At 57.8% G+C, this 14,292-nt stretch carries 18 protein-coding genes and 1 other RNA gene; 7 read left to right on the top strand and 12 right to left on the bottom strand.

Annotation, left to right across the window (positions count from 1 at the left end; genetic code table 11):
* The first annotated feature begins 32 nt into the window (after window positions 1-32).
* Window positions 33-443, top strand: coding sequence for a nuclear transport factor 2 family protein (locus RSK20926_RS03500; RefSeq protein WP_008204428.1), 411 nt, complete (start codon window positions 33-35; stop codon window positions 441-443).
* A gap of 40 nt (window positions 444-483) precedes the next feature.
* On the opposite strand, the gene RSK20926_RS03505 is transcribed toward RSK20926_RS03500, so the two are convergent.
* Window positions 484-717: a sulfurtransferase TusA family protein gene (locus RSK20926_RS03505; RefSeq protein WP_008204429.1), complete on the bottom strand. Its 234-nt coding sequence runs from the start codon at window positions 715-717 to the stop codon at window positions 484-486.
* A gap of 94 nt (window positions 718-811) precedes the next feature.
* Here RSK20926_RS03505 and RSK20926_RS03510 point away from each other — a divergent pair, with 94 nt between their 5' ends.
* The 3 genes from RSK20926_RS03510 to RSK20926_RS03520 all read left to right on the top strand — a co-directional run bounded on the left by RSK20926_RS03510 (window position 812) and on the right by RSK20926_RS03520 (window position 4,335).
* The gene (locus RSK20926_RS03510; RefSeq protein WP_008204430.1) at window positions 812-1,564 is read left to right on the top strand and encodes a cytochrome c biogenesis CcdA family protein; all 753 of its coding nucleotides are present in this window, start codon (window positions 812-814) and stop codon (window positions 1,562-1,564) included.
* Between the two features lie 219 nt (window positions 1,565-1,783).
* Window positions 1,784-2,974, top strand: a complete 1,191-nt coding sequence (locus RSK20926_RS03515) for a hypothetical protein (protein WP_008204431.1) — start codon at window positions 1,784-1,786, stop codon at window positions 2,972-2,974.
* Complete coding sequence (locus RSK20926_RS03520) at window positions 2,971-4,335, top strand: cytochrome P450 (protein ID WP_008204432.1); 1,365 nt, start codon at window positions 2,971-2,973, stop codon at window positions 4,333-4,335. The genes RSK20926_RS03515 and RSK20926_RS03520 overlap by 4 nt, the downstream gene beginning before the upstream one ends.
* Window positions 4,336-4,392: 57 nt before the next feature.
* Here RSK20926_RS03520 and RSK20926_RS03525 read toward each other — a convergent pair whose 3' ends face one another.
* The 4 genes from RSK20926_RS03525 to fumC form a co-directional block, all read right to left on the bottom strand.
* A complete protein-coding gene (locus RSK20926_RS03525; protein ID WP_008204433.1) occupies window positions 4,393-4,614 on the bottom strand; it encodes a hypothetical protein in 222 nt (73 codons plus the stop codon).
* A 26-nt stretch (window positions 4,615-4,640) separates the two neighbouring features.
* Window positions 4,641-4,862 (bottom strand): ribbon-helix-helix domain-containing protein, encoded by a 222-nt coding sequence (locus tag RSK20926_RS03530; RefSeq protein WP_008204434.1) that lies wholly within the window; start codon window positions 4,860-4,862, stop codon window positions 4,641-4,643.
* A gap of 9 nt (window positions 4,863-4,871) precedes the next feature.
* Entirely contained in the window at window positions 4,872-5,048 is a 177-nt protein-coding gene (locus RSK20926_RS03535) for a DUF4169 family protein (protein WP_037253682.1), read from the bottom strand.
* 118 nt (window positions 5,049-5,166) lie between these two features.
* The gene (fumC, locus tag RSK20926_RS03540; protein WP_008204437.1) at window positions 5,167-6,561 is read right to left on the bottom strand and encodes a class II fumarate hydratase; all 1,395 of its coding nucleotides are present in this window, start codon (window positions 6,559-6,561) and stop codon (window positions 5,167-5,169) included.
* 588 nt (window positions 6,562-7,149) lie between these two features.
* Here fumC and RSK20926_RS23120 point away from each other — a divergent pair.
* Window positions 7,150-7,392, top strand: a complete 243-nt coding sequence (locus RSK20926_RS23120) for a hypothetical protein (protein ID WP_232281841.1) — start codon at window positions 7,150-7,152, stop codon at window positions 7,390-7,392.
* 283 nt (window positions 7,393-7,675) lie between these two features.
* On the opposite strand, the gene RSK20926_RS03550 is transcribed toward RSK20926_RS23120, so the two are convergent.
* The 7 genes from RSK20926_RS03550 to RSK20926_RS03575 all read right to left on the bottom strand — a co-directional run bounded on the left by RSK20926_RS03550 (window position 7,676) and on the right by RSK20926_RS03575 (window position 12,708).
* Window positions 7,676-8,149 carry an SspB family protein gene (locus RSK20926_RS03550; RefSeq protein ID WP_008204440.1) on the bottom strand — a complete coding sequence of 158 codons (474 nt, stop codon included), beginning with the start codon at window positions 8,147-8,149 and terminating at the stop codon, window positions 7,676-7,678.
* 112 nt (window positions 8,150-8,261) lie between these two features.
* Window positions 8,262-9,530 (bottom strand): chromate efflux transporter, encoded by a 1,269-nt coding sequence (chrA, locus tag RSK20926_RS03555; RefSeq protein ID WP_008204441.1) that lies wholly within the window; start codon window positions 9,528-9,530, stop codon window positions 8,262-8,264.
* Complete coding sequence (locus tag RSK20926_RS03560; protein ID WP_008204442.1) at window positions 9,527-10,342, bottom strand: chromate resistance protein ChrB domain-containing protein; 816 nt, start codon at window positions 10,340-10,342, stop codon at window positions 9,527-9,529. The genes chrA and RSK20926_RS03560 overlap by 4 nt, the downstream gene beginning before the upstream one ends.
* A gap of 170 nt (window positions 10,343-10,512) precedes the next feature.
* The gene (locus RSK20926_RS03565; protein WP_008204443.1) at window positions 10,513-10,944 is read right to left on the bottom strand and encodes a nuclear transport factor 2 family protein; all 432 of its coding nucleotides are present in this window, start codon (window positions 10,942-10,944) and stop codon (window positions 10,513-10,515) included.
* A 261-nt stretch (window positions 10,945-11,205) separates the two neighbouring features.
* Window positions 11,206-11,558: a transfer-messenger RNA gene (ssrA, locus tag RSK20926_RS22360) on the bottom strand.
* 23 nt (window positions 11,559-11,581) lie between these two features.
* Complete coding sequence (locus RSK20926_RS03570) at window positions 11,582-11,968, bottom strand: ectoine synthase (protein WP_008204444.1); 387 nt, start codon at window positions 11,966-11,968, stop codon at window positions 11,582-11,584.
* A complete protein-coding gene (locus tag RSK20926_RS03575) occupies window positions 11,965-12,708 on the bottom strand; it encodes a FadR/GntR family transcriptional regulator (RefSeq protein ID WP_008204445.1) in 744 nt (247 codons plus the stop codon). The genes RSK20926_RS03570 and RSK20926_RS03575 overlap by 4 nt, the downstream gene beginning before the upstream one ends.
* A 137-nt stretch (window positions 12,709-12,845) precedes the next feature.
* Between RSK20926_RS03575 and RSK20926_RS03580 the strand changes: the two genes are divergently transcribed.
* Together RSK20926_RS03580 and RSK20926_RS03585 are read left to right on the top strand one after the other, a co-directional pair.
* Window positions 12,846-13,616 carry a DUF2182 domain-containing protein gene (locus RSK20926_RS03580; protein WP_008204446.1) on the top strand — a complete coding sequence of 257 codons (771 nt, stop codon included), beginning with the start codon at window positions 12,846-12,848 and terminating at the stop codon, window positions 13,614-13,616.
* A gap of 14 nt (window positions 13,617-13,630) precedes the next feature.
* On the top strand, window positions 13,631-14,260 hold the full coding sequence (locus RSK20926_RS03585; RefSeq protein WP_008204448.1) for a DUF1326 domain-containing protein: 630 nt from the start codon (window positions 13,631-13,633) through the stop codon (window positions 14,258-14,260).
* Window positions 14,261-14,292 lie beyond the last annotated feature (32 nt).

The following is a 14,292-nucleotide window of genomic DNA, read 5'->3' on the forward strand; positions in this document are numbered from 1 at the left end:
GATTTTGGCACCACCAGAGCACAGGAGAGGCCATGACAAGGATAGCCGTTACAGATCAGGCCCTGTTGGACGAGATCCTGGCCTGTGAAACCGCTGTCTGGCAGGCTTTGCAAAACGGCGACGCTGAGGCGGATCTGGCGGCCCTGCATCCGGAATTCTTAGGCGTCTATCCAAGCGGTTTTTCTGGGCGGGAGGGCCATGCGGATCAACTGACAGATGGGCCGACGGTCGCGGATTTCTCCCTGTCCCAGGCGCGGTTGCTACAGCTCGGCCCGGATTGCCTGCTGCTGGCCTATCGGGCGGACTACCTGCGACCGGCGCGTGAAGCAGAGGAAGCGATGTTTGTCAGCTCCATCTGGCAGCGTAGTCCTGAGGGGTGGAAGAACATCTTTAGTCAGGACTGCGAGGCGCTACCGGAGGGCGCGCCAAATCCGCTTCCGTGAGTCCAGAAGCGACCCCTGAGCGCGAAAGCGGCAAGAGGTGTCAACCGCCCTTGCGGATCCGATAGATCTGGTGGTTTTCGCCTTCGCTCTGATCCAGAAAAGCGTGGCCTGCTTCAACGCAGAAATGCGGGATATCGATCAGAGCTGCCGGATCATCCGCAAGAATTTGCAAGACATCACCGGGTCCTAGCGCTTGTAGCCGCTTGCGGGCCTTCAGGACAGGAAGAGGGCACAACAGCCCGATGGCATCAAGGGTGGCGTCAAAATCACTCATAACCTGGGGAATAAGCCGGATGTCACGCACTGTCCACAGAGTTGTGACATGAAGGCCCCGTGACCTTTCTCCACCCTTGGGCTAAGTGAAAGATATGTTTGGAATCGAGATCATAGATGCGGGGCTGCTCCCCGCCATGTTCGTGGCCCTTCTGGGCGGGGTGATCAGCTTTCTGTCTCCCTGCGTGTTGCCGATTGTGCCGCCTTATCTGGCCTATATGAGTGGCGTCTCCCTGGGGGAGGCGCAGGGGACTGCAGCGGCGCGGCGCAAGGTAACGCTTTCAGCGCTCTTCTTTGTGATGGGGCTGTCGACGGTCTTTCTCCTTCTGGGTTTCACCGCTTCGGCCTTTGGGGCCTTTGTCCTGCAAAACCAAGAGCTTTTCGCCCAGGTATCCGGCGTGGTGGTCATTGTCTTTGGTCTGCATTTCCTCTCGGTCTTTCGGATCCCGATCCTGGACCGCGAGGCACGCGTGGATGCGGGCGATGCGGGTGGGTCCGTTGTCGGAGCCTATGTGCTGGGCTTGGCCTTTGCCTTTGGTTGGACGCCCTGCATCGGGCCACAACTGGGGGCGATCCTGTCTCTGGCGGCCTCTGAAGCCTCTGTGAGCCGCGGCACGCTCCTTCTGGGGGTCTATGCCCTTGGCCTGGGGGTTCCCTTCCTGCTGGCGGCGATCTTCCTCAACCGCTCGATGGTTGTGATGAACAAGCTCAAACGTCACATGGGGCTGATCGAAAAGATCATGGGGGGGCTTTTGCTGATCGTCGGCCTGATGCTGGTGACCGGGCTCTTCTCGACCTTCTCCTGGTGGCTGCTAGAGGCTTTCCCCTTCCTCGCCACGCTTGGTTGATCCTGCGCCTTAGGTGCCAACCGATTTCTAAAGCCTCTGTCGGTGACAGAGGCTTTTTCTTTTGTCGCCTTACTCTTGTCCGAAATTCCACCTACACTCCGCCGCAAGAGGCAGGGTTGAATCATGGATGCAAAGACGGGATCCCCGGAGAGACCGCGAGAGGTTTCAGAAGAGCTGCAAGCGTGCGGCACGTCGTCGGGCACCGTAAAGAACCGGCGAGTGTTTTATATCCCCGGTTTTGATCCCATTCATCCGCGCCGCTACCGCGAGCTTTATCGCAAAGAAAGTACTGCACAGGCCAAGATCTCTGGCTATGAGGTTGCACTGCATCCCAAGCGGTTGGACGGCCCCTATGGCTGGCATGTGAAAGCTGCAATCGATGGCGAAGAGGTCGAGAGCGATGTCCAGGTGCTCTACTGGGCCGACCTGGTGCGTGGTGGCATGGATCAGGGGATCCTGCAGACCTATCTGCAACTGATCCGCACCGCCTGGATCTATATTGCCAGCGGCGCATTACGGCGTCTGATGCGGTTGCGCAAGGGGCCGGTGATTGCAGCACTTTACCCGGTGGTTTTCTTGCTGGTGCAACTCCTTCTGGCGCTGGGTCTGGCCTGGGGGCTGGGGCAGGGGTTTGCTCTGCTGCATCCCACTCTTGCCTGGGGAGGGCTGTTGATCGTGCCCTTTGTCCTGCGTTGGTTCCAAAAGCAGGATGGCAAGTTCTTTGCCTATTACCTGATGCATGACTACGCCTATTCAGCGCAGCTGAATGGGGCGAACCCGCCGGAACTGGAGCAGCGACTTGTAGAGTTCCGTGGGGTGATTGCCAGGGCGCTGCAGGAAGATCTGGATGAGGTGCTGATTGTCGGGCACAGCTCCGGTGCGCATTTGGCAGTTTCGATCCTGGCGGATCTGATCCGCGCAGGCCAAGTGCCAGAGAGGGGGGCAAAACTGGGCTTCCTGTCCCTGGGGCAGGTGGTTCCCATGGTCTCTTTCCTGCCAGCGGCGGATCGGTTGCGGGGGGATCTTTACTATCTCTCCACCAGAGAAGAGCTTTTCTGGTATGATGTGACAGCCCCCGGTGATGGCTGTGCCTTTGCCCTCTGCGACCCTGTGGCTGTATCCGGAGTGGCACCGGACAATAAACGCTGGCCTGTGGTTGTTTCTGCCGCCTTTACCCAGACCCTCAGCCCCAGCCGCTGGGGGGAATTGCGCTGGCGCTTCTTTCGGCTGCATTTCCAGTATCTCTGTGCTTTTGACCGACCTGGGGACTACGACTATTTTCGCATCACGGCAGGGCCTTTGACCTTGGCAGCACGCTACACCGGGCGAAGGGCCTCGGCCTCTCGGATTGATGTGCCGGTTTCAAAATACACCTCCCGCAGGAACGAAGGGGTAGGGGCGCTGGAATGACCATGTTGCCGCCCAAACCTCCGTCGCGGCCCGAGCGCGTCTCGCTCTGGCAATATCTGCGCCTGTTTCGTCAGGACATTCTCTCGGCGCAACCAGCTAAGCTGTACCGCGCCTGGATGGCGGAATTTCGGGCCCCCAGGATCCGTTCCTTCCTGATCAACCAGCCCGAATTGTTGCAGCGAGTCCTGAAGGAGGAACCGGATCTCTTCCCGAAATCTGATCGCATCGCCGAAGGGTTGAAGCCTCTGCTGGGGAATTCGGTGTTCTTGACCAATGGCGAAGCCTGGAAGAGGCAGCGCCGATTGATTGACCCGGCCTTTGAAGGAGGGCGGCTAAAGGAGACATTTCCTGCCATGCGTGCCGCGGCTGAAGCAGCGGTCAGGAGGCTAGAAAAACAAGTAGCAGAGAATGACACGGTGGAGATTGAAGAGGTCACCAGCCACGCGGCTGCGGATGTGATCTTTCGCACCTTGTTTTCAATCCCTATCGAGCATGAAGTTGCGGGAGAGGTGTTTTCGCGCTTCCGCGACTATCAACGCAGCCAGCCTCTGCTGAATCTCGCGGCCTTCTTGCCGCTGCCCGGCTGGATGCCCCGCTTTTTTCGCCCCGGCACCCTGAGCAATGCCAGAGAGATCCGGGCCCTGATCACCCGGCTGACCGAAACCCGCATGTCAGAGATCAAGGCGGGAACCGCACCGGATGATCTGGCGACCAAGATCATGTGCGCCAAAGATCCAGAAACGGGCACTGGATTTGATACCGAGGAAATGGTGGATCAGGTTGCGATCTTCTTCCTTGCGGGCCATGAAACCAGCGCCTCAGCTTTGGCCTGGGCGCTTTATCTTATGGCGCTTTATCCGGAATGGCAGGAGAAATTGGAAGAGGAGGCGGCAATCCTCGGAGATGAGAGCTTTGCTGCCGTGTCAAAGCTGCGTCTCAGTCGGGCTGTCTTTCGCGAGGCCCTGCGGCTTTACCCTCCGGTCCCGATGATGGTGCGGGAGGCGAGTTGTCCGGTTCGTTTTCGCAATCGAGATGTGCCAAAGGGCTCGCAGATTGTTCTCAGCCCTTGGCACCTGCACCGGCATGAGCGGCTTTGGAATAACCCTGATGGGTTTGACCCAATGCGTTGGCAGAGTGAGAATGGAAAGACGTGTCAGAGAGAGGCCTATATCCCTTTCTCTGCCGGGCCCAGAGTTTGTACTGGCGCAGGGTTTGCAATGGTTGAAGGGCCACTGATCTTGTCAATGATCCTGCGCGCGTTCCAATTGGAGAGGATCGAAGGAGATGATCCCGTTCCCGTGGCACATCTGACTGTGCGGGCCAAAAATGGGATACGGTTGAGGTTAGCAAGACGTCGGTAAGAGTAGGTAAGAAAATTCAGCAATTTTCTTGCCGAAATTTCTTTTTCAAGAAATTTGTCAGCGGATGATCTTGATCGGTTCTTGATTACAGAAAATGACGATTTGATTTGCATTCTCAACCGCATGAAAGCCGCGGCGATCCAGTTCCTGGCAGAAATTCTCCCAGCCAATGTGACGCATGATATCGCGTTTGTGGCGCCGGACCACGCCTCCTTTGGCCGCGGATTGTGACTGAAAAATCTGGATGAGCCACCTTTGCGAGGCTTGGGAAAGTTTCATTGTTGAAAATCTCCTTTTGGGGTCGTTTAGCTCTCCGTGAGTTTGCGCAGGACGAACAGGCGGATTGCGGAGGCCAGACCACAATCGGCACCACGCGCTGCATCAATCTCGGCCGCCAGATCATTGATTGGGCGCGACTCCCGTTCGGCGATTTGGCGAAAAGCCTGCCAGAACTCATCCTCCAGCGAAACCGAGGTGCGATGTCCCTTAAGGGTGAGCGAGCGTTTTTGGGGGCGCTGGAACTGCATCAGAACCGGTCACTCGTCCAGCTTGTGACCATCAAGATTGCGATCACGTTTTTCAATGCTTGAACTTTCCTGCTGCTTCTCCGCTTTGCTGCGGCCAAATTTCACGGCGTTGCTATCGGCCTGCGCCTTTTTCTCGGCGCGGGATTTGGTTTTGCGAAAGCGGTTCAGGTTTACGATCTCAGCCATTCCTTCAGCATAGCCGATCAATTAAGGAAGACCAGCCTAGTCCCCGTAAGGAAAAAGAAAAAGGCGCCCGTGGGAAACCCCAGGGCGCCTTTCCTTACCTATTTTCGAAAGAAGGCAATCAGGCTTTGGGCCCGATCATTTGTTCAGGTCTGACAACCGCGTCAAAGGTCTCTGCATCGACAAAGCCCAGGGCAATCGCTTCTTCCTTCAAGGTGGTGCCGTTCTTGTGTGCGGTCTTGGCAACCTTGGTGGCATTGTCATAGCCAATTGTGGGCGCCAGGGCTGTCACCAGCATCAGGCTTTCCTTCATCAGCTTGTCAATACGGGGCTCGTTGGCCTGAATGCCGTTCAGCATCCGCTCGGTGAAGCTGTCAGCCACATCCCCCAAAAGCTGCATGGATTGCAGCAGGTTGTAGGACATCATGGGGTTATAGACGTTGAGCTCAAAATGCCCCTGGCTGCCCGCAAAGGTCATAGCGGCATTGTTGCCCATGACATGGGCCGCAACCTGGGTCATGGCCTCTGCTTGGGTCGGGTTTACCTTGCCCGGCATGATGGAGGATCCTGGCTCATTCTCCGGCAGGATCAATTCCCCCAAGCCCGAGCGCGGACCGGAGCCGAGGAAGCGGATGTCATTGGCAATCTTGTACATCGCCCCCGCAACGGTCGCCAGCGCGCCGGACATGAAGACCATGGCGTCATGGGCGGCCAGGGCTTCGAACTTATTGGGTGCGGTGACAAAGGGCAGGCCGGTGATCTCGGCCATATTGGCCGCGACTTTCTCACCCCAACCGACCTGAGTGTTGAGGCCGGTGCCAACGGCGGTTCCACCCTGGGCCAGCTCATAGATACCGGGCAGGGCGGCCTCAACCCGAGAGATGCCCTGACGGACCTGATGTGCGTAACCGCCAAATTCTTGGCCCAGGGTTAGCGGGGTTGCATCCTGGGTATGGGTGCGGCCGATCTTGATGATGTCCTTGAACTCTTCGGACTTGGCTTCCAGCCCCTCGGCCAGCTTGGTGAGGCCCGGCAGCAGCACATCACGCACAGTCATCGCAGCGGCGATATGCATTGCCGTGGGGAAGGTGTCGTTAGAAGACTGGCCCATGTTGCAATGATCATTGGGATGGACCGGGTCCTTGGAACCGATCACGCCGCCCAGGATCTCGATCGCGCGGTTGGCGATCACCTCGTTGGAGTTCATGTTGGATTGGGTGCCGGAACCGGTCTGCCAGACCACCAGCGGGAAATTGTCGTCAAACTTGCCCGCAACCACTTCGCTGGCGGCCTGAATGACCGCTTCGCCAATCTTGGCATCCAGCTTGCCGCTTTCCTTGTTGGCCATGGCACAGGCCTGTTTGATCACACCCAGCGCGCGCACGATGGCGACGGGCTGTTTCTCCCAGCCGATGGGGAAATTCATGATCGAACGCTGGGTCTGCGCGCCCCAATACTTGTCAGAAGGAACTTCGAGCGGACCAAAGCTGTCGGTTTCGGTGCGGGTGTTGGACATTGTGTCTGTCTCCGTCTGTATGCCGTTGCATGCCGTCTAGCCGCTGCGCGTCGCAGGCGCAATTGGCCAGTTGCGCGCAGCATAATGAAATGCGCCCGAGGGTATAGTGAGAATTCACCACAATAGATTGTTTCATGTCATTGTTATGCTGGACGCAGGGGCTAGAATGCTTGTACCGCGGGATCAAAGCCTTGGTCGATTTTTCAGGAACGTGAATTGAGGAAGGGCAGCGCAATGCAGGGAGGCACGATGAACAGCCACAAAGACAGGCCAGTTGGTGTTCTAGACGGGCTGCAGAGGTTCTGCGCCACTGTGTTTTGCGCATTGATCTTTTTTCTTGGCAGCAATCTGCCTCTGGCCGCATCCGGGATAGAGGGTTTCCTAGGAAACTATACAGGCTCAGCAGAAGTTTTAGGACCGGACGGTGAACCAAGTACGCGGGACCTGAGTGTTGAGATTGCCGAGACAAAAAAGGGGTTTTCCGTACGCTGGAGCTCGATCACGGAAAAGCGGAGAGGGAACCGAAAGGAAAAAAGTTATCAAGTGGAGTTTGTCCACAGCAATCGGCGCGGTGTTTTTTCTGCGGCAATGCAGCGCAACCTTTTTGGCCATGAGGTGCAGCTGGACCCAATGAAAGGGGAGCCCTATGTCTGGGCGCGAATCGAGGGGGATACGCTGACGGTCTTTTCAATGTTCATCTATGAGAACGGTGACTATGAGATGCAACAATATGACCGCAGTCTAAGCGCTGAAGGCCTCGATCTGGACTACACCGCCCACCGCAATGGCGTGCTTGTCAGGCAGATCCAGACCACGCTGAAAAGACAGTAGCTGGCTTCGTGGTGTGTTAAAATCGGTTGTCAAAACCGATCCTAAAATCGTTTCCAAGGAACCTCACGCTCAAAAAACTCAGTTCTGATCTGCCTACCTCATCTTTGAGCCAGTCTTTTGGGGAGTGCGAATAGGGCACTGGAATTTCAACGTCTATTTCTGCATTCAACGAAAAGGCCTGTCTCCCTTTGGGAAAGACAGGCCAAATCGGAGCCTATGACGGGCTGCAGCAGAGAGGCGGCGCCAAGTCTTCAAACTGGCTTTGCCTCAGCAATGTGCTACGCTATTTTCGAAAGCTGTCGAGAGAGACAACATCGGCCTCTGCCGGTTTCTTAGGCTCTTCAGCCTCATCGCCTTCTTCGACGATCTCTTCGCTCTCGTCCTCATCTTCCCCAGCCTGTTCATCGGCGGTTTCGAACCGCAGACCGAATTCGACTGATGGATCGACAAAGGTCTCGATCGAATCATAGGGGATGTAGAGTGGCTCTGGCGCATCGCCAAAGTTCAGGGTGACGCCAAACCCATCCTCATCCACAGTCAGATTGTCATACCAATGTTGCATCACCACCGTCATTTCACCGGGATAGCGATCCTTTAGCCAGTCTGCCAATTGGGCATCTGGGTGGTTGGTGTCGAAGGTGATGAAAAAATGGTGATTACCCGGCAATCCGTGATCTACGACCTCCTGCAGGACGTTGCGGATGAGGCCACGCATGGCGTTGTGCATCAGATTGCCGTAATCGATTTCTCGGGACATGTAAGCTACCCTGTTACTTTGCTGCACCAGCATAGGTGATTTTACCGGAAACTAAAGAGCAGGAGCGCAGCCCCAGCGCATTTTCTTAAGTGGTGACAACTGGAAACTGGGATCACAGGCCCTGCAGCACCGGCACTAGAACAAAGCCGACGATGGACATGGCTGCCAGAAGCCAAACCATGCGCCCCTTGAGGAGCCAAGCAAGGAGCGGAGCAAGAAGCACAAGCGAAAAGGCGGGGAGATCGAGGCTGGAAACCTCTGGCCAGCTGAAGGAGAGAGGCCCAAGAGATAGATCCGTCACTCTCTGAAAGAGAACATGTAGCATAAACCAGGTCATGAGGTTCAAAATGACGCCCGTCACCGTGGCGGTGATCGCCTTGAGTGCGGCACCCAGGCGGGGCAGGCCGGCAAGGCGCTCCACATAGGGGGCAGCCGCAAAGATCCACAAAAAACAGGGCGCAAATGTCGCCCAAAGCGCAGTTGCGCCTGCAGCAAGGAACAGTGGGAACCCACCTGCCTTGAGGCCTGAGAGCATGGCGACAAACTGGGTCACCAGAATCAGGGGGCCGGGTGTCGTCTCTGCCAGGCCGAGGGCATCGATCATCTCTCCGGCAGTGATCCAGCCGTGCTGCTCCACCACGGTTTGGCTAATATAGGCCAAAACCGCATAGGCGCCGCCAAAGCTTACCACCGCCAGTTTGGCAAAGAACCATCCGATATCGGCCAGAAACTCAAACCCAAAGAGACTGAGCAGGACCAGGGGCGTGAGCCAGATCGCGGACCACAAGAGAACCACTGGCAGAGGATTGCGATGAGGGGCCGAACTCTGGGAATTAAGCTGCGTGGAAGCCTTGTCTGGCCACAACAGGCCGATCGCTCCGGCGCTCAGAATGACCAGGGGAAAGGGGAGGCCGAGCAGAAACAGGCCGACAAAGCCAAAGAGAGCCAGGAGCCAATCTCGGCCGCGCTTCAGGGCCTTGTGGCTGAGACGCCAGAGCGCCTGCAAGACAATGACCACCACCGCGGCTTTTACCCCCAAGAAGGCGGCTTGTACGCCGGGCAGTGTGCCAAACTGGACATAGAGCCAAACCAGAGTGGCGATGACAAAAGCACCGGGCAGCACAAAGAGCAGCCCGGCCAGTAGCCCACCCAGCAAGCCGCGCAGGCGCCAGCCGGTATAGGTGCAGAGCTGCATGGCTTCGGGTCCAGGCAGCAGCATGCAAAAGGACAGACCCCGCAGGAAACTTTCCTCGTCCAGCCAGGGTCGTTCCTCCACCAATTCACGGTGCATGACCGCAATTTGCGCGGCGGGGCCTCCAAAGCTCATCAGCCCGATTCTTCCGAATACGCGCAACATTTCCTGCCAAGAGACTTGGGTCATTGGTGTTTTTCCGAAGGCCAGTTGTGGCTTTCTCCCTGGCCGTCGCGGGCCCAGCGATAAAGCGCATCATAGAGGGGCAGCCCAGCTGCCAATTGTTGGTGGTCATCGCGGAACTGGCGCGAGAGACCAACCGAAAGCGCCAGAAGGCCCGCAGCCTCTGGGGCGAGCTGATGCTGTTTGGTATCCGCCGCCCGGACAACCAGCGCCAGCCGATCCAGCGCTTCCGTATGCAGGCCGAACTCATCCAGCATGGTGTCAAAGCTGCAGTTCTCCCCCCTGTGCGACCAGAAGCCGCCCTCGGTGTCAAAGGGCGTGGCACCAAAGCGCTCGGCCACCAGAACGACCTCTGCTGGGGCAACAAAGAGGAACCGCGCCTCGGGATCAACAAAGCGCCGGATCAGCCAGGGGCAGGCGATACGGTCAATCTTGGGTCGGTGCCGCGTGACCCAGAGGCTGGGAGCGTCAGGATTTCCGGGCAGGGCGCCATAGGGTACACGCGGCGCAGCGGGCAGGGCCTTCCAGGCTTCTGTGCCGCCTTTCAGATACTCGGCAACCAGGCCTTCGCTCCGCAGCCAGCTGGCCATCCCCTGTGATAGCTTCTTGCCCTTCTGGCAGGCCAGGATGCTGGGCGATCCCGCAAGCCTTTGGATCAGGCCTTCGGGATCTTTGGGATCATGACGAAAGGAGCCAGGGATCAGATAGGGATCCTCGGCAAAATCCTCGGGTGTGCGAATATCCACAATGCATGAGGCACCGGGAATACCGATCAGGCGGGTCAATTGGGCAGGGGCGATTTCATTTGGGGCAGCCATAGGCATGTCTCCTCGCGCGCAAGGGTGAACATGCGAACCTTGGGCTTGGCGCCTCACGGGGCGTTCGCGGCACTCCCCAGGGTTTCTGTCATAAAAAGATGCGGCGGAGATGTCCAGCTTGGAACGCGACTGTGCAGCGACCCTGGCCCATAGGGTTCGGCTTCAGTGCCTTACTTCAAGACCAGCTTTTGACCCGATAGGCAACTGGCCAGGGTCTCTGGTGGCAGCAGACCCTGTTTTTCGAACAGGGTGACATAATCCGCATGACTCTGGACTTCGGCGATCTTGTCACCCTCAAAACGCACCATCATGTGGTCTGTTATCTCGAATGCTTCGCCGGTTTCCAAAGAGGAGGTCATCAGGATCACTTTGGCGGCAATCCAATCGCCTTCTTCGATGGTCAGGCCAATACGGTACTGAGAGGGGCCTGTCTGGCTGGCCAGGGCTGGCACCAGATCACCGAGTTCGCGTTTTTCCACCGGAACCTGCGTCAGCAGCCCCTGCACAGTTGCATCCTCTGTCATCCAGAGATCAAGAGCGGATCGGCTATGCTCGCCAAAGGCGGCATTCAGCCAGCTCAACAGGATCTCAGCCTTGGTCATTGGATCTTCCTTAGTCGTCGAAGAAAAGGTGCGTGCGAAATGCGAATTTTTCCTTAACCACATGCGTGAAGCAAGTACAAACGCAAAAGCCCTTAAGAATATGAGGATGACGTTAGGTTAACTTGTGGGGCGGGCATCCGCATATCTTTTGCAAATTGGGCTTGCCGCGTCGGTTCCGCGCTCAACCAATCACTGTTTCAAGCGGAGTTTTCTTTCCAGGGCAGGAAGATAGGGAGGAGCGGGAAAGTGCAAGCAGGTTAAAGTGCAGGTTTCTGTTGCCAGGTACCTGCGAACCCCGCCTCACGCGGCTAGGCGAGAGGACTTAGTTTCGGCGACCCGAACTGCTTACGCAGCCAGAGCCATTGCCGGAGCACGATTGTCATTTGCAATTGTACAGTTTTCGCCGATAACGGTGGCAGACAGCCGAGACAAAGCTAACCCCTTTAGACGTCCGTCGATCCTATTTCGACCCCTTGATGCCCAAATGAAGCATGGTTGGTGGAGTCGCCGGGTACCGCCCCCGGGTCCGATCCGTTTATTACGAGCGCATTTATGTCCATAGTTCCCGAGGGAACATCCTTGAAATAGGATGAGACGGAAGGATTTGCAAGGGCTTCTGGCAGGTCCAAGGCGGCATTTAGTAGCCGGATGGGCCTTCTGCATCTGGGCTGTGGGTTTCCTGACCGGTCAGCGGGGGATTAAAGACACTGACCAGAACCAGATCCGCATCCGCTGCGGCTGTTAGTATATGGTCATCATGTTGGTCCAGGGCATATAATGTCCCGATCTCAATGGGATGGTGGGCGCCATTCACCTCTTCCACCCAGCCGGAACCGGCGATGCAATAGCAGGCTTCCAGATGGTCTTGATACTGCAGCCGGGTCGTGGTGCCCGCATGCACGATGGTGTGGCACAGGGTAAAACCCATGCCGTCTTCCTCCACCAGCATCCGGTGGCTGGTGCCATTGCCCCAATGCACAAAGCGATCCGTGGCTTCGATGGCCTGTTTCTGCCGGATGATCATTTAGGTTGCTGACGCTGTGCATCACGGGCCGCCATGGCCTTGGTGCCCAGCTCCAGCGTATAGGTGGTCAGCTCTGCCAGGGCGCGGTCTGCTGCTTCGGCGTCGCGGATCTCGATGGCATCCGCGATCTGTCCATGCAGCTCGACAATGCGTTCGCGGTCGCGGGCGGTGAAGGTGATCATATTCATCAAGGGCTGCATGGCCTCAACCGCGCCAGCCAATTGATAAGAGAGTACCGGATTGGAAGCCCCGTCCACCAGAGCCCGGTGAAAGGCCACATCCGAGGCACAAAAGGCCTCATCCGTGAGGCCGGGCTGGTTCTGACGGAAAATCTCGGCCCGCATGGTCGCCAGCTGATCCGCATTGCGCCGCTCTGCAGAGAGGGGTGCGCAGGCGCGTTCCAGCGCAAATCGGGCTTCACAGGCGGTGTCAAAACTCACCTCATTCATGCTCAGCAGCAGGGTGGAGGTGGTGATCTGCTGCACGTAGGCATCTTCAAAGCTGATCCGGTTGACAAAGGCGCCACCGGCGGCGCCGCGCTGGGTACGGATCAGGGATTGCGCTGCCAGCCGTTTCAGCGCCTCGCGCACCGTGGGGCGCGAAACCTGAAAGTGATCTGCCAGCTCCGCTTCGGAGGGCAGGCGCTCATCCACGATCAGCTCACCGGCGATGATGGCATCGCGCAGCGCCTTGGCGATCTGCGCCGACAGATCCCCGGCGCTCTTGGGGTCAATCTTCATCCGGTTCTCTCCTGACCGCTCTTCTGACGTCGCGGCCAAAATGACCGGGAGTGCAGATTTTATTTGTCTGACATTTAAAAGTCTGACATTTAAAAATACAAGACCTGAGTCGGCAGATGACACGTTTGGAGGCCGTAATGAAAGCCCTGATGGCTGAACGCATCCGTACTATGGGAGGCTGGCACTGGCTGGCGCTCTTTGGGTTGATCCTGGGATCCTGGATCTTGCTCTACCTGATGGCGGTGCCGCAGGATCTGCGTCTTGCTGGGGCGATCTATGGTGCTGACTTCTGGCGCGACCTTTGTCTGGTGACGCCGGATGCGGCGGGTTATCTGCGGATCCTGATGATGTGGATGCTGATGTCCTTTGCGATGATGGCGCCGACAGCACTACCGGCATTTGCCACCTATGAGGACCTGTCCCATACGCGGGCTGAAACCAGCTTTGGCCTCTTGGTGGGGGCCTATATCGCGGTCTGGTTTGGCTTTTCCGTCTTTGCCGCAGCGCTGCAGCTGGGGTTGTACCGTTGGGAGCTGATTTCCGCCTTTGGTGACAGCCAGTCGAGGCTGCTGAGTGCGGCGCTGCTGCTCATCGCGGGGCTCTACCAATTCTCACCCGCCAAGGAAGCCTGCCTCAGCAAATGCCGCCGTCCGCTGATCTTCTTCATGCAGTACTGGGAGGAGGGGCCGCTGCGCAACGGGTTGCGCCTGGGTCTGGTCTGCCTGGGGTGCTGCTGGGCGCTGATGCTCCTGGCCTTTGCCGGCGGCGTAATGAACATCGCCTTTATGGGGCTTGCGACCCTCATAATGGTTTTTGAAAAACTGCCCGATCTGGGCCGCTATGCAACCAAGCCCCTGGGGCTGGTGCTTTGCGGCTGGGCCGGGCTGATCCTGTTGAACCTGATTTAGAAAGGGAGAGTGAAATGGCTTTGGATTTTGACGGCACGGTGCCTTGGACCATCAAGGGGGAGCTGATCCTCAACTGTAATTGCACCGTCTTCTGCCCCTGCGTTGTCTCGCTGGGCCAGCACCCGCCCACCGAAGGCCATTGCCAGGCCTGGGCCGGGGTGCGCATTGACGAAGGCGAATATGGCGGCGTCGACCTTTCGGGTCTGAATGTCGGCCTGTTCCTGGAGATCCCTGGCAATATGGGGCGCGGCAACTGGAAGGCAGCGGCCTTTATCGATGACCGCGCCTCGGAAGAGGCCTATGACGCGCTGGTTGCCATCTTCTCTGGCGCCGCACGCGGAACAACCGGCCTGTTTGCCATGCTGGTCAGCGAGTTCCTGGGCGCCGAACGCGCGCCGGTCACCTTTGAGACCGAGGGCAAGGAACGTCGCCTGATGGTGGGCAAGAAGATCCAGGGCGCTGTGGTGCCGGTTGAGGGCAAAGATGGCAAGGATATCGTTGTCACCAATACCGAATATTGGATGGGCCCCGACATCACCGTCGCCACCGCAACCAAGGGCCGGGTGCGCGCCTTTGGTCGGGTCTGGGATTTCGACGGCCGCTCCGCCGAGATCTGCCAGATCGACTGGCACGGTCCACGCTGACCCAATCCCAAGGTGGGCCGGTTCATCCGGCC

Origin of the sequence: Roseobacter sp. SK209-2-6, from assembly GCF_000169455.1 — a bacterium.
Taxonomy (GTDB): domain Bacteria; phylum Pseudomonadota; class Alphaproteobacteria; order Rhodobacterales; family Rhodobacteraceae; genus Pseudophaeobacter.